At 67.9% G+C, this 13,661-nt stretch carries 15 protein-coding genes; 11 read left to right on the forward strand and 4 right to left on the reverse strand.

Features of this window, described 5'->3' with window-relative positions:
• Positions 1–35: 35 nt before the first annotated feature.
• Positions 36–698, reverse strand: a complete 663-nt coding sequence (locus AX709_RS19415; protein WP_066550840.1) for a cold-shock protein — start codon at positions 696–698, stop codon at positions 36–38.
• Positions 699–901: 203 nt separating this feature from the next.
• Between AX709_RS19415 and AX709_RS16035 the strand changes: the two genes are divergently transcribed.
• The 8 genes from AX709_RS16035 (at position 902) to AX709_RS16070 (ending at position 6,812) form a co-directional block, all read left to right on the forward strand.
• On the forward strand, positions 902–1,705 hold the full coding sequence (locus tag AX709_RS16035; protein ID WP_066483720.1) for a TerC family protein: 804 nt from the start codon (positions 902–904) through the stop codon (positions 1,703–1,705).
• A 60-nt stretch (positions 1,706–1,765) separates the two neighbouring features.
• A complete protein-coding gene (locus AX709_RS16040; RefSeq protein WP_066483564.1) occupies positions 1,766–2,386 on the forward strand; it encodes a ribonuclease D in 621 nt (206 codons plus the stop codon).
• Positions 2,379–3,023 carry an LPS export ABC transporter periplasmic protein LptC gene (gene lptC, locus AX709_RS16045; RefSeq protein ID WP_066550845.1) on the forward strand — a complete coding sequence of 215 codons (645 nt, stop codon included), beginning with the start codon at positions 2,379–2,381 and terminating at the stop codon, positions 3,021–3,023. Before AX709_RS16040 ends, lptC begins: the two co-directional genes overlap by 8 nt.
• Positions 3,023–3,580, forward strand: coding sequence for an LptA/OstA family protein (locus tag AX709_RS16050; protein ID WP_066483568.1), 558 nt, complete (start codon positions 3,023–3,025; stop codon positions 3,578–3,580). The genes lptC and AX709_RS16050 overlap by 1 nt, the downstream gene beginning before the upstream one ends.
• A gap of 140 nt (positions 3,581–3,720) precedes the next feature.
• A complete protein-coding gene (gene lptB, locus AX709_RS16055; RefSeq protein ID WP_066483570.1) occupies positions 3,721–4,500 on the forward strand; it encodes an LPS export ABC transporter ATP-binding protein in 780 nt (259 codons plus the stop codon).
• 103 nt (positions 4,501–4,603) lie between these two features.
• Positions 4,604–6,145: an RNA polymerase factor sigma-54 gene (gene rpoN / locus AX709_RS16060; RefSeq protein ID WP_066550852.1), complete on the forward strand. Its 1,542-nt coding sequence runs from the start codon at positions 4,604–4,606 to the stop codon at positions 6,143–6,145.
• Between the two features lie 45 nt (positions 6,146–6,190).
• On the forward strand, positions 6,191–6,316 hold the full coding sequence (locus tag AX709_RS16065) for an entericidin A/B family lipoprotein (protein WP_082731153.1): 126 nt from the start codon (positions 6,191–6,193) through the stop codon (positions 6,314–6,316).
• 124 nt (positions 6,317–6,440) lie between these two features.
• Complete coding sequence (locus AX709_RS16070) at positions 6,441–6,812, forward strand: hypothetical protein (RefSeq protein ID WP_156454301.1); 372 nt, start codon at positions 6,441–6,443, stop codon at positions 6,810–6,812.
• 8 nt (positions 6,813–6,820) lie between these two features.
• Here AX709_RS16070 and AX709_RS16075 read toward each other — a convergent pair whose 3' ends face one another.
• Positions 6,821–7,813, reverse strand: a complete 993-nt coding sequence (locus AX709_RS16075) for a ligase-associated DNA damage response exonuclease (protein WP_066550858.1) — start codon at positions 7,811–7,813, stop codon at positions 6,821–6,823.
• A 29-nt stretch (positions 7,814–7,842) separates the two neighbouring features.
• On the opposite strand from AX709_RS16075, the gene AX709_RS16080 reads away from it, so the two are divergent.
• The 3 genes from AX709_RS16080 (at position 7,843) to pdeM (ending at position 12,083) form a co-directional block, all read left to right on the forward strand.
• Complete coding sequence (locus tag AX709_RS16080) at positions 7,843–10,296, forward strand: ligase-associated DNA damage response DEXH box helicase (protein ID WP_082731825.1); 2,454 nt, start codon at positions 7,843–7,845, stop codon at positions 10,294–10,296.
• 51 nt (positions 10,297–10,347) lie between these two features.
• Positions 10,348–11,358: an aspartyl protease family protein gene (locus AX709_RS16085; RefSeq protein WP_066483581.1), complete on the forward strand. Its 1,011-nt coding sequence runs from the start codon at positions 10,348–10,350 to the stop codon at positions 11,356–11,358.
• 62 nt (positions 11,359–11,420) lie between these two features.
• Positions 11,421–12,083, forward strand: coding sequence for a ligase-associated DNA damage response endonuclease PdeM (gene pdeM, locus AX709_RS16090; RefSeq protein ID WP_066550860.1), 663 nt, complete (start codon positions 11,421–11,423; stop codon positions 12,081–12,083).
• Between the two features lie 12 nt (positions 12,084–12,095).
• On the opposite strand, the gene AX709_RS16095 is transcribed toward pdeM, so the two are convergent.
• Together AX709_RS16095 and AX709_RS16100 are read right to left on the reverse strand one after the other, a co-directional pair.
• Positions 12,096–12,839 (reverse strand): head GIN domain-containing protein, encoded by a 744-nt coding sequence (locus AX709_RS16095; RefSeq protein WP_066550863.1) that lies wholly within the window; start codon positions 12,837–12,839, stop codon positions 12,096–12,098.
• A 118-nt stretch (positions 12,840–12,957) separates the two neighbouring features.
• Positions 12,958–13,491, reverse strand: coding sequence for a CarD family transcriptional regulator (locus AX709_RS16100; RefSeq protein WP_066483588.1), 534 nt, complete (start codon positions 13,489–13,491; stop codon positions 12,958–12,960).
• Positions 13,492–13,661 lie beyond the last annotated feature (170 nt).

Here is a 13,661-nt window from a genome sequence, read left to right on the forward strand (position 1 = left end):
GCGACCCCGGGTCCCTCGCCGTCACAAGCTGGCGCTTATTGCGGCGCCTGCAGGTTGACGGCCGCCATTTTGCCGCGCCGATCGACTTCCAGCTCGAATTCGAGCCGGTCGCCCTCGTTGAGCGTCACCATGCCGGCGCGCTCGACCGCGGAGATGTGGACAAAGGCATCGGGCTGTCCGTCGTCGCGCTGGATAAAGCCGAAACCCTTCATCGCGTTGAAGAACTTGACCGTGCCCGACGCGCGCTCGCCGGTCAGCTGGCGCTGCGGGCCACCACGCGGCGCGCCACCGGCCGCGTCGCGCGGGGGCGCGCGATCGGTCACCGGCATCGGTTCGCCGTCGATCTTGAGGTCGGTCGCCGAAATGCGGCCACCGCGATCGACCAGGGTAAAGCCGAGCGGCTGACCCTCGGCCAGCCCGGCCAGCCCGGCCTGCTCGACCGCCGAAATGTGCACGAAGACATCCTCGCCGCCATCGTCGCGGACGATGAAGCCGAAGCCCTTCTGGCCATTGAAGAACTTCACGACGCCCGTAGCTTCGCCGACCACCTGGGGCGGCATGCCGCGACCGCCGCCGAACCGGTCGCCACCACCGCCGAAACGGTCGCCGCCACCAAATCCGCCTTCGTCGCCAAAGAAATCGCGCTTGTCCCTGCCGCGCCCGCCGCGATCACCGCGGCGCCCTCTATCGAAACTCATTGCCCTGTTCGTCTTCCCGGTTCGCCCTTTACAGTCATAATCCCTGGCGCCGGACGATACACGCAGGTCTTCCGGCGCTTTTACACAAGCGCCTCGTGCAAGGTTATACACAGATTTTTTCAGGGCGGCGAACGAAAACTTGAGCCGACCGCGGCGCGCGGCCGCCTCTTGCCGAATCGCGGGCGGACCGGCATTTGGGCGAAATGTCCGATATCATCAGTCTGATCGGCGACCCTGCCGCGTGGGCCGCGCTGCTGACGCTTGTCGTGCTCGAGGTCGTGCTCGGCATCGACAATCTGATCTTCATCTCGATCCTGACCAACAAGCTGCCCCCCGAACGGCAACAGGCCGCGCGGCGAATCGGCATCGGCCTCGCGCTGGTGATGCGCCTCGTCCTGCTGTCGATGATCGCGGTGATCATTTCGCTCAAGGCGCCGGTCTTCGATCTCGGGATCACCGGCGCGCCCGGCGAACATGGCGAGCCGACGTTCGAGACGCAGTTTTCGTGGCGCGACCTGATTCTCATCGCCGGCGGTCTGTTCCTGGTGTGGAAGGCGACCAAGGAAATCCATCATACGATGGACGCCGACGAATCGGGTGAGACGCTCGACAAGAAGGGCAAGGGCACGATCGGTTTCGGCCCCGCGATCATCCAGATCATCGCGCTCGACATGGTCTTCTCGATCGATTCGATCCTGACCGCGGTGGGCCTGACCGACATCGTGCCGATCATGATGGCGGCGGTGATCATCACCGTCGGGATCATGCTCGTCGCGGCGGACCCGTTGGCGCGCTTCATCCACCACAACCCGACCGTGGTGATGCTGGCGCTCGGCTTCCTGCTGATGATCGGCGCGGTGCTGATCGCCGACGGCTTCGGCGTGCACGTGCCCAAAGGGTACATCTATGCCGCCATGGCCTTCTCGGCGGGGGTCGAGACGCTCAACATCGTCGCGCGACGGTCGCGGGCACGCAGGGCGAAGGCGCGCCTCGACCCCGCCAACTGAACCGGGCCGGCACGCGCAGTTTCGATTGAGCGCGCGGGCGGACGCGCCTATGCGGACGCCATGACCGTCCATTTTCACGAAGAAGACCTTCCCCTCGACGTCTTTGCGCCCGGTGCCGACATTGCCGTCGATACCGAGACGATGGGCCTGATCACCCCGCGTGACCGATTGTGCGTGGTCCAGCTGTCCGACGGATCGGCCGACGCGCACCTCGTACGCTTCAACCCCGGCAGCGATTATGCCGCGCCCAATCTGCGCGCGGTGCTCGCCGACCGGGCGCGCGTGAAGCTGTATCACTTCGCGCGCTTCGACCTGGCCGCGATCCAGCACTATCTGGGCGTGGTCGCCGCGCCGGTCTATTGCACCAAGATCGCGTCGCGGCTGGTGCGCACCTATACCGACCGGCACGGCCTGAAGGACCTGGTGCGCGAGCTGCTGGGGGTCGAGCTGTCGAAGGCGCAGCAATCGTCCGACTGGGGCGGCCCGGACCTGTCCGATGCGCAGCGCGAATATGCCGCCTCCGACGTGCGCCATCTCCACGCGCTGCGTGCCGAGCTGGACCGGCGGCTGGACCGCGAGGGGCGGACCGCGCTGGCGCGTGCGTGCTTTGAATTCCTGCCGCACCGCGCCGCGCTCGATCTGGCCGGCTGGCCGGAAACCGACCTGTTCGCGCATGTCTGAATGGGCGCGCCAGGATGTCTCGCGCCGGCAGGCGTGGGCGGCACCCGGCGGGTCACATGACCGGATCATCGGCCTGTTGCGCGTGGCGCTCCCCATGGCGATCGGGGTGCTCGCAGCGTTCCTCGTCATGGCGCCGCTGTTCGATGTGGGGGAGATGAGCTTCGTGCTCGACAAGCGCAAGGTCGACGTCGCGGTCGAACGCCTGCGGATCGAGCGCGCGCAATATCGCGGCACCGACACCCGCGGGCGTCCGTTTCAGCTCACCGCGGGCTCGGCTGTGCAGAAGAGCTCGGCCGAACGGATCGTCCAGCTCCAGATGCTCGCCGCCCAGCTTCAGATGGAGGACGGTCCGGCGCGGCTGCGCGCCAATCGCGGCCGCTACGATCTCGATGCCGAGCAGGTCGCGATCGACGGGCCGATCGCGTTCCGTGCCGCCAGCGGCTACACGCTCGACACCCGCGACGCGACGGTCGACCTTCGCAACCGCCGGCTGCGCGGCACCGGCGCGGTGACCGGGACGACGCCGATGGGCCGGTTCAGCGGCGACCGGATGGAGGCCGATCTCGAATCGCGGACCGTCAAGCTCAGCGGCAACGCCCACTTGCGTATCGTGCCGAAGCGATCAAATAGGCCGTGATGAAACCAACCCTGCGCCTCGCCGCCGTCCTGCTCGCGCCGACATTGCCGTTCGGCGGCGTCGCCTCGGGTCCCGCCATGGCCCAGGTGCGGCACAATTCGGCGGCGCCGATCGATTTCGACGCGGCCTATATCGAGCTGCAGGACCGGGCGAACCGCGCCATCCTGTCGGGCGGCGTCGCGATCCGCCAGGCGAACATGACGCTCAACGCCGATCGCGTAACCGTCGCCTATACCGGCGCGGTGATCGACGGCAGCCCACAGGTGTCGCGTCTCGACGCGGCCGGGGGCGTGACGGTGGCCCGCCCGGATCAGAATGCGCGCTCGCGCTATGCGGTCTATGACCTCAACCGCCGGGTCATCACGATGATTGGCGACGTGACGCTGATCCAGGGCAGCAACACCGTGCGCGGCGGCCGGCTGTCGATCAATCTCGACACCGGGCGCGCGACGATCGACGGGTCGGGCGTGGCCAGCGGCGGCCCTGCCGAAGGCGGGGTGACCAACCAGGGCGGTCGGGTCACGGGTCGCTTTTCGGTACCGAAGCGCGGCCAATAGCCGTCTCGCCGACGCGACTCGCGCCGGAACGCGATGAAATCGGTGCCAAAGTGCCAGACAGGCCTTTCCCGGCAAGGGAATATGAGGCAGGAATCATGCCAGTCCGGTAAGGGGCACCGCAACGGTGACGGAGCAGGCCGATGAATGAAGTAGCGACCCTCGCCGAACCGGCCGTGTCCCCGCCGCCGAGCGACGGCGGAGTCGGCCTGTCGGTGGTGTCGATCGCCAAGGCGTACGACAAGCGCAGCGTGCTGTCCGACGTGTCGCTGACCGTCGGGCGGGGCGAGGTGATCGGCCTGCTCGGCCCGAACGGCGCGGGCAAGACGACCTGCTTCTATTCGGTGATGGGGCTGGTGAAGCCCGATTCGGGCCGCATCATGCTGGACGGCGAGGATATCACCGCGCTGCCCATGTATCGCCGCGCGATCCTGGGTCTGGGCTATCTGCCCCAGGAAACCTCGATTTTTCGTGGGCTCAGCGTCGAAAAGAACATCCTGGCGGTGCTTGAGCTGTCCGAACCGGATCCGCATGTCCGCCGCGCGCGCCTCGACACCCTGCTCGACGAATTCGGCCTGACGCGGCTGCGTGATTCGGCCGCCATGGCACTGTCTGGCGGCGAACGGCGGCGTGCCGAAATTGCGCGCGCGCTGGCCGCCAATCCGACGATCATCCTGCTCGACGAGCCCTTCGCCGGCATCGATCCCATCTCGATCTCCGACATTCGCGACCTGGTGTGCCAGCTCAAGCGGCGCGGGATCGGCGTGCTCATCACCGATCACAATGTCCGTGAGACGCTCGACATCGTCGATCGCGCCTACATCATCTACGACGGCCGCGTGCTGTTCACCGGATCGCCGGCAGAACTGGTCGCCGACGCCAATGTCCGCCGCCTTTATCTGGGCGAGGGCTTCTCGCTTTAGGCATGACCGCGTGCCCCATCTTGCGCGTTTCCGCTGCGCTGACCGGCATCGCGGCCCTGCATCGCGCGACCGGCGATGCCCGGCGCGCGGGCGATGACGTGACATGAGCCTCGCGCCGCGCCTCGACCTGCGCCAGTCGCAGTCGCTGGTGATGACGCCTCAGTTGCAGCAGGCGATTCGCCTGCTCGCGCTTTCCAACCTGGAAGTCGAAGCCTTCATCGCCGAGGAGATCGAGAAAAACCCCCTGCTCGAGGCCAATTCGCCGGGTGCGGGCGAGGAGGATGGCGGGCGCGACATCGGCGAGGGCGAGGGCGCGTTCGACCCCGACGATCCGCCGCGCGACGGGCCGGCCGACGCGGCCGAACTGCTGCAATCGGGCGGCGATGCGGGCGAGGCACAGCTCGATGTCGACTTTGCGGCCGACACCTTCCACCACGACAGCCCGTCGGATGCGATCGGCGGGCTGGACGGCGGACTGGGCCTCGCGGGCGGCGCAAGCGGGGGCGCGAGCGAGGACGGGCCGGATTTCGACAGTTTCGCCCAGTCCGACCTGAGCCTCGCCGATCATCTGCTGGCCCAGGCGGGCGCGGCGATCGCCGGCCCCGACCTGTTCATCGCCGCGCACCTGATCGACCAGATCGACGAGACCGGATATCTGACCGAGCCGTTGCTCGACATCGCCAACCGCCTGAGCGTGCCGCTGGCGCGGGTGGAGGCGGTGCTGGCCATCATCCAGACCTTCGACCCCACCGGGGTGGGCGCGCGCGACCTCGCCGAATGCCTCGCCCTGCAGGCGAAGGAGGCCGATCGCTATGATCCGTGCATGGCGCGGCTGATCGACAATCTCGACCTCGTCGCCCGCGGGCAACTCGCGCAATTGAAGCGCATCTGCGGCGTCGATGACGAGGACATGGCCGACATGATCCGCGAGCTGCGCAATTACGATCCCAAACCCGGGTGCCGTTATGGCGGCGAGCCAAGCCAGGCGGTCGTCCCGGACCTGTTCGTCGCGCGGCGTGGCGATGGCTGGGCGATCGAGATCAATTCGGCGACGCTGCCCCGCGTGCTGGTCAACCGCACTTACTATGCCGAGCTGTCGGGCACCGCGCGGCGCGACAAGGCGTCGCGGGCATGGCTCAGCGACTGCCTCGCCAGCGCCAACTGGCTGGTCAAGGCGCTCGACCAGCGCCAGCGCACGATCATCAAGGTCGCGACCGAGATCGTGAAGCAGCAGGAGGCGTTTTTTCTGCACGGCGTCGCGCATCTGCGCCCGCTGACCCTTGCCCGGGTGGCCGAAGCGATCGAGATGCACGAATCGACGGTCAGCCGCGTGACCAGCAACAAATATCTGAGCTGCGCGCGCGGGCTGTTCGAGCTCAAATATTTCTTCACCAGCGCGATCCAGTCCGCCGATGGCGGCGACGCGGTCTCGGCGGAGGCGGTCAAGAATGCGATCCGCAGCCTGATCGCGGCGGAGGACGCGAAGGCGATCCTGTCCGACGACACGCTCGTCGATCTGCTGCGCGGCAAGGGCTTCGATATTGCCCGGCGCACCGTCGCCAAATATCGTGAGGCGATGGGTATCGGCAGTTCGGTCCAGCGTCGTCGGCAAAAGGCGCTGCAGGGCGCGGGCCATTCCGCCTGACCCGGCCGGACCGGGGGCGCATTTGTGAGAAACGGGAGCTTGACGATGGTGCGACGAATGATCCTGGTGCTGCTGGCGGTCAATTGCCTCGCCCTGTCGGCGTGCAACACGGTTCGTGGTGTGGGGCGCGATCTCGAATCGGCCGCCGACAGCGTCGATCGCGCGACCTGATCCCGCGCTGCGCGGATGCGAGTGCAGCGGGCAACGATCGGATTTTTTTGCCGAATCTTGCGCCCGGGTTACGCTTTGCTAAGCTTTCACCCGCTAATCTACGGGAATGAACGGACATTTCTCAGTGGACGTCGACCCCGCGCGTCGCCTGATCAAGGTCAAAATGGGGGGATTCTTCTCGCTCGACGATGTGGCCGGCTATCATGACGCCGTGCACCGCGCGACCGCTCGCGCGGGCGGCCTGCCCAGCCAGCAGCGGATGATCTGCGACATCAGCGACATGCGGATCCAGACCCAGGATGTCGTCGACGCGTTTCGCCGCGTGATGGGCGATCCCAAATATCGTCAGCGCAAGGTCGGCTTCGTCGTCGCGTCTTCGCTCGCGCGGATGCAGCTGCTGCGCGTGATCGGCAGCCGCAACGCCCAGTGCTTCGCCACCGAAGCCGAGGCGGAGGACTGGGTCTTCCAGGTCGAGGACAGCGCCAGCGCCGCGTGATCGCGGCGTCAGTCGTCCTCGTCCTCGAAACCGTTCAGTTCGAGCGCGCGGGCGCGAATCTGGCGCGTCATGCACCAATGGACCAGCGCCTCCTCGCGGCCATGGGTCACCCATAGCTCGCGTGGACGCACCTCCTCGATCGTACGGGTCAGCTCGTCCCAATCGGCATGGTCGGACAGGATGATCGGCAGCTCGACATTGCGCTGGCGCGCACGCCCGCGCACACGCATCCACCCCGACGCCATCGCCGTGACCGGATCGGGCAGGCGGCGCGACCAGCGATCGTTGAGCGCGCCGGGCGGGCACATCACGATACGGCCGCGCAGTTCGCGGCCCGGCACCCCCGTCGCCGCGCGCAGCTCGCCCAGGTCGACGCCATGCGCGACGTACAGGTCGCATAATCGCTGCAGCGCGCCGTGAAGATAGATGGGGTCGTCGAACCCCATGTCGCGCAGCTCGCGGATCACGCGCTGGGCCTTGCCGAGCGCATAGGCGCCGACCAGCACGCAGCGTTCGGGCTCGGCGCGCAAGGCGACCAGCAGCTTGTCGAGCTCGTCGCGCGTTTCGGGGTGGCGGAACACCGGCAGGCCGAAGGTCGCTTCGGTGATGAAGACGTCGCACGGCACGACGCGGAACGGCGCACAGGTGGGATCGGGTCGCCGCTTATAGTCGCCCGAGACGACGACGCGCTCGCCGCGATGTTCGAGCACGATCTGCGCGCTGCCCAGCACATGGCCGGCGGGAACGAAGCTGATGCCGACCTCGCCCAGTCGCATGGGCGCGTCGTAATCGACCGGATGCCCCGCCTGGGGCCCATAGCGGACCCCCATGATCGCCAGCGTCTCGGCTGTCGCCCACACCGCGCCATGCCCGCCGCGGGCGTGGTCCGCGTGGCCGTGCGTGACCAGCGCGCGCGGTTTGGGCACCGACGGATCGACCCACGCGTCGGCGGCGGGGATGTAGATGCCTTCGGGCCGCGGAACGATCCAGTCGCCAAGCATCGGCGCGATATGGGGTCGCGATGCGCGCGATGCCACTATGTCCGCGTCGCCGTCCGCCCCATATAGCGCCCGTGGATCAATCGCTTCCCCCCGCACTCGCCGGCTGGTTCGCGGCAAAGGGCTGGACGCCGCGCCGGCATCAGCTCGACATGCTCACCGCCGCGCGCGCGGGCGACCATGCGCTGCTGGTCGCGGCGACCGGTGCGGGCAAGACGCTGGCGGGCTTCCTGCCGACGCTGTGCGAGCTGATCGAGCGGCCGGCCGAAGGTTTGCACACGCTCTACGTCTCGCCGCTGAAGGCGCTGGCGGTCGATGTCCAGCGCAACCTGTTGACCCCGATCGAAGAAATGGGGCTCGACATCCGCGTGGAGACGCGCACCGGCGACACGCCGTCGGATCGCAAGGCGCGGCAGCGCGCGCGGCCGCCCCAGATCCTGCTTACCACGCCCGAATCGCTCAGCCTGCTGATTTCCTATCCCGATGCCGCACCGCTTTTCGCCGGGTTGCGGACGATCGTGATCGACGAGGTCCATGCCTTTGCCACCGGCAAGCGCGGCGACCTGCTCGCGCTGGCGATGAGCCGGCTGCAGGCGCTCGCGCCCGCGCTGCGCCGGGTCGCGCTCTCCGCGACGGTCGCCGATGCCGACGGCTACCGCGCCTGGCTCGCCCCCGATGGCGATATCGACCGCGTGACGAAGGTGCTGGGGGAAGCGGGTGCCGCACCGGTGATCCACATCGCCCTGCCGCAGGACCGGGTCCCGTGGTCGGGCCATTCGGGCCGCTATGCCGCGCCGCAGGTGATGGCGGAGATCGAGACGCACCGGACCACGCTCGTCTTCTGCAACACGCGCGGGCTCGCCGAGCTGATCTTCCAGGATTTGTGGAAGGCGAATGAGCTCAAGCTGCCGATCGGCATCCACCACGGCAGCCTGGCGCGCGAGGCGCGGCGCAAGGTCGAGCAGGCGATGGCCGACGGCAAGCTGCGTGCGCTGGTTGCGACCGCCAGCCTCGATCTCGGCGTCGACTGGGGCGATGTCGATTGCGTGATCCAGATGGGCGCGCCCAAGGGCTCGTCGCGCCTCCTGCAGCGTATCGGGCGCGCCAACCACCGGCTGGACGAACCGTCGGAGGCGATCCTGGTGCCGGGCAACCGGTTCGAATATCTCGAGGCACGCGCCGCGCTCGACGCGGTGGAAGCGGGCGAGCTCGACCCGGACATCTTCCGCCCCGGCAGCCTCGACGTGCTCGCCCAGCACCTGATGGCGTGCGCGTGCGCGGAACCGTTCGCGGCGGACGCGATGCTGCGCGAGGTCCAGTCGGCACTGCCCTATTCGGCGCTCGATGCGGCAACCTTCGACCGGGTGCTCGGCTTCATCGCGGATGGCGGCTATGCGCTGAAGGCCTATGACCGCTTCAAGCGGCTGACACGCGGCCCCGACGGGCTGTGGCGGGTCAGCCACCCCAAGTTCGTTGCGCAACATCGCCTGAATGCCGGCATTATCGTCGACGCCCCGACGCTCGACGTCAGGTTCAGGAACGGGCGCAAGCTGGGCACGGTCGAGGAATATTTCGCGGCCACGCTGTCACCCGGTGACACCTTTTTCTTCTCGGGCATCAGCCTGGAGGTCGAGCGGATGGACACGACCGACCTGGTGGTGCGCGCGACCCACCGGCCGGCGCGCATCCCGACCTATGTCGGCGCGCGGATGCCGCTGTCGACCAATCTCGCGCGGCGGGTGCGCCACTTCCTGCACGATCCCGCCGAATGGGCGCGCTTTCCCCACGATGTCCGCGAATGGCTGGAGGTGCAGCAGCGCCGGTCGCGCCTGCCCGCCCCCGGGCAGCTGCTGGTCGAAACCTTCCCCCGCGAGGGGCGGCACTACATGGTCGCCTACAGCTTTGAAGGGTGGAACGCGCACCAGTCGCTCGGCATGCTGGTGACGCGGCGGATGGAGGCGCTGGGGCTGAAGCCGATCGGCTTCGTGTCCAACGATTACGCCCTGGCGTGCTACGGGCTGGAGCCGGTCACTGATCCCGCCGCCTTGTTCTCCCCGGACATTCTGGAACATGAGTTCGTCGAATGGGTGCAGGGATCGGCGCTGCTCAAGCGCGCGTTCCGCGAAGTCGCGGTGATCGGCGGGCTGGTCGAGCGGCAACTGCCGGGCAAGCGCAAGACCGGCAAGCAGGTGACCTTCTCGACCGACCTGATTTACGACGTGCTGCGCCGTTATGAGCCCGGGCATCTGCTGCTCGAGGCGGCCTGGTCGGATGCGCGGGCGCGAATGACCGACGTCGGGCGCCTTGCGGACCTGCTCGACCGCGCCGCCGACACGATGCTGCACGTCGATCTCGACCGGGTCAGCCCGCTCGCCGTGCCGGTGCTGGTGCTGATCGGGCGGGAAAGCGTGGCGCAGGCCAGCGTCGACGACGCGTTGCTGGTCGAGGCCGAAGCCCTGGCGACCGAGGCCATGCGCCTCGACTGACCGTGACGATCGTCGATTGCCGGGATGCCGGGTCGGGTATATGCTGCGTCCATGTTGCGGGGTCCATCACTGCTCGGTTTCGCGGCGCTGATCGCCGCCGCGCCGCTGCTCGCACGCTCGGACGTCCCGCAACAGCTGCCAACGCTCCCGCCCGCATCGCCGATCGACCCGGCGATCGATCCGGCAACCTCGATGGGATCGGTCGAGTTCGCGCATGTCGACAGCCGGATGACCGTGCCCGTATCGGTGTCGGGCAAGGGTCCGTTTCCCTTCTTCGTCGACACCGGGGCCGAACGCACGGTCATCTCGCGCCAGCTCGCCGAACAGCTTGGTCTGCCCGCCGGGCCGCGGGTCAATCTGACCGCGCTCGGCGGCACATCGAGCGTCGCGACGGTCGTCATTCCCGAGCTTGAGGTGACGCCGCTCGCCGCCAGCCGCAATATCGCGGCTCCGGCGCTGGAGGCGCAGCATCTGGGCGGATCGGGGCTGCTCGGCGTCGACGCGCTCGACGGCCGCGCGGTGACCATCGACTTCGACCGTGGCGAGATGCGGGTCCGCAAGGCCGAGGTCGCCCGTGCGCCGCGGCCCAAGCCAGACGAGATCATCGTCACCGCGCGCAACAAGTTCGGCCAGCTGATCGTCACCAACGCGGCCTATCGCGAGCGGCGCATTCGCGTGATCGTCGATACGGGGGCGGCGGTCAGCGTCGGCAATCTGGCGCTGTATCGCCAGGTCGCGCGCACCCGCGTCGCGATCGGTCCGATGTCGTTCACCAGCGTCACGGGCGAGCATCTGGAGATTCCGGCCGCCACCGTCGACGAAGTGCGGATCGGCACGATGACGATGTCGGGCCTGCCGATCGCCTTTGCCGATCTCGCCCCGTTCGAGAAGCTTGGGCTGAAGGAAGAGCCGACGCTGCTGCTCGGCATGAACGCGCTGCGCTATTTCCGGCGCGTCGACATCGACTTCTCCAATCGCCGGATCCAGTTCCTGCTGCCGCGCTATCGCGCGCGACCCTCGTCGCTGCCGATCACCTATGACGCGCAGCCGTCGCGAATCTGACGCGCGCGCGACGTTGCGTTTTCCCGATTGTCGGAACGCCGCCGGCGGGGCATAGCGGAGCCATGGTTCCCTTTTCGTTCGCTGGGCACGCCCTGGTCGCGGGTGCCGATGGTGCGCTGTTCTGGCCGCAGCGCCGCGCGCTGCTCGTCGCCGATCTGCATTTTGAAAAGGCAAGCTGGTTTGCCGGGCATGGCCAGATGCTGCCCCCCTATGACAGCCTGGCAACGCTCGCCGCGCTCGAGGCGGCAGTGGCGCGGACGGGGGCGGTCGTGCTTTATTGCCTGGGCGACAGCTTTCATGACGCGGCCGGCAGCACGCGGCTGTGCGATGAAGCGCGCGCGCGGCTACGGGCGCTGACCGCCCGGGTCGACTGGCATTGGGTGACCGGCAACCATGATGCCGGGCTTGGCGATGCACTGGGCGGGCGGATCGTCGCCGAGGCGCGGGTCGACGGGCTGGTGCTGCGCCACGAAGCCGAGCCGGGGGAGGCCCAGCCCGAACTGTCGGGGCATTTCCATCCCAAGTTCCGGGTGACGGTGCGCGGACGCAGCGTCGCGCGGCGCTGCTTCGTCGCGACCCCGACCAAGCTGATCCTGCCGGCGTTCGGCGCACTGACCGGTGGGCTCGATGCGCGCCATCCCGAAATCTGTCGCGCAATCGGCGGTCAGGCCGAGGCGCTGGTCGCGCTCGAGGACCGTCTGCTGCGCTTCCCGCTCGCCGCCTGACGGCGACCGCGATCAGCTGCCGCAGCGCGCCTCGCCCGACCCGATCTTGCTGACCGAACAGCGCGCCGCCGGGCCCAGATCGACATCACCCGATCCGAGCAGCGCGACCTTCGCATCGCCGACGACCGCCGCGGCGACGTTGCCCGCTCCGGCGATCGACACGTCGGCGCTGCTCGCCTTCAGCGCCCTGGCCTGGACATCGCCCGACCCGGCAAGCTCGACGGTCAGCGAGCGGACCTCCCCCGACGCGGCGATGCTGCCCGATCCGGCAATCGACAGGCGTGCCTTGTCCCCGCGGATCATGCCGATCGTCATGTCGCCGCTCCCCGCGATCGCGCCGGCGAAGTCGTTGGCGACGCGGTCGACGGTCATGTCGCCCGATCCGGCGATGGAGCCGGCACGCAGCACCGGCATCGAAATCGCGATGCGCGCCGCGCCGTCTTCGCTGTTCCAGCGGAAGCTGCCGTCGCGCTTGCGCGTGACGACGAGCTGTCCGTCCTCGAGCATGATCTTGAGCTGGTCGAGGATCTTCGGATCGCCGCTCGCGCGCACGCTGAACTCGCCGCCGGTCGTGATCTCGACATCGTCGACGCCGGCCAGCTCGACGCGGTCGAAGCCGGTGGCGGCAAAGCTGCGCTCGGCGCCGCTGCCGGTTGCCGCGACGGCGGGACGATTGTCGACGGCGGCGCGACGCTCGCCATCATCGCCGTTGCACGCCGCCAGCGGCAGCAGGATGATGAGACCAGACCAGTGCATATCGCCCTCCTGTGTATTGCAATACTAATACACTATTTGCGTGGGCGATCAACGCAAAAAGGGCGGGGGCGACCGATACCGCCGCCCCCGCCCGGGATTTTGCCGACTTGTGCCGCGGTCAGGCCGCGACCTTGTCCTTGTTATGGATCGCCGCGGCCTTGCGCAGGATGTCGAGAATCTTCTCGAGCGCGCCCGGCTCGTCGAGCTCCTCCATCGCGGCCAGCTCGCGCGCCAGCCGGCTGGCGGCGGCTTCGAAGATCTGGCGCTCGGAATAGCTCTGCTCGGGCTGGTCGTCCGCGCGGAACAGGTCGCGGACCACTTCGGCGATCGACACCAGGTCGCCGGAATTGATCTTCGCCTCATATTCCTGCGCGCGGCGCGACCACATCGTCCGCTTGACCCGCGGCTTGCCCTTCAACGTGTCGAGCGCTTCCTTCAGCGTCTTGTCCGACGACAATTTGCGCATCCCGACGCTTTCCGCCTTGTTGGTCGGCACGCGGAGCGTCATCCGCTCCTTCTCGAAACGCAGCACGTAGAGTTCGAGCTGCATGCCCGCGATTTCCTGTTTCTGCAGCTCAATGACACGGCCCACTCCGTGCTTGGGGTAAACGACATAATCGCCGACATCGAAGGACAGCGCCTTGACAGCCATGTGTGTGAAGCCTTTCCGTGAACAGACACCCGTGCGGCCAGACGAAACATCACGCCAGCGGGTGGCGGAGCCATTCGGGCCGGGGCAATTTCCAATCGTCTCCGGGCGACGCGGTCAATGACGACCGCATCGCGAGCCTTTTAACATAGTCGTAATAAAATTGCCAGCGT

Origin of the sequence: Sphingomonas sp. CCH15-F11 (assembly GCF_001557005.1) — a bacterium.
In the GTDB taxonomy this organism is placed as follows: domain Bacteria; phylum Pseudomonadota; class Alphaproteobacteria; order Sphingomonadales; family Sphingomonadaceae; genus Sphingomonas.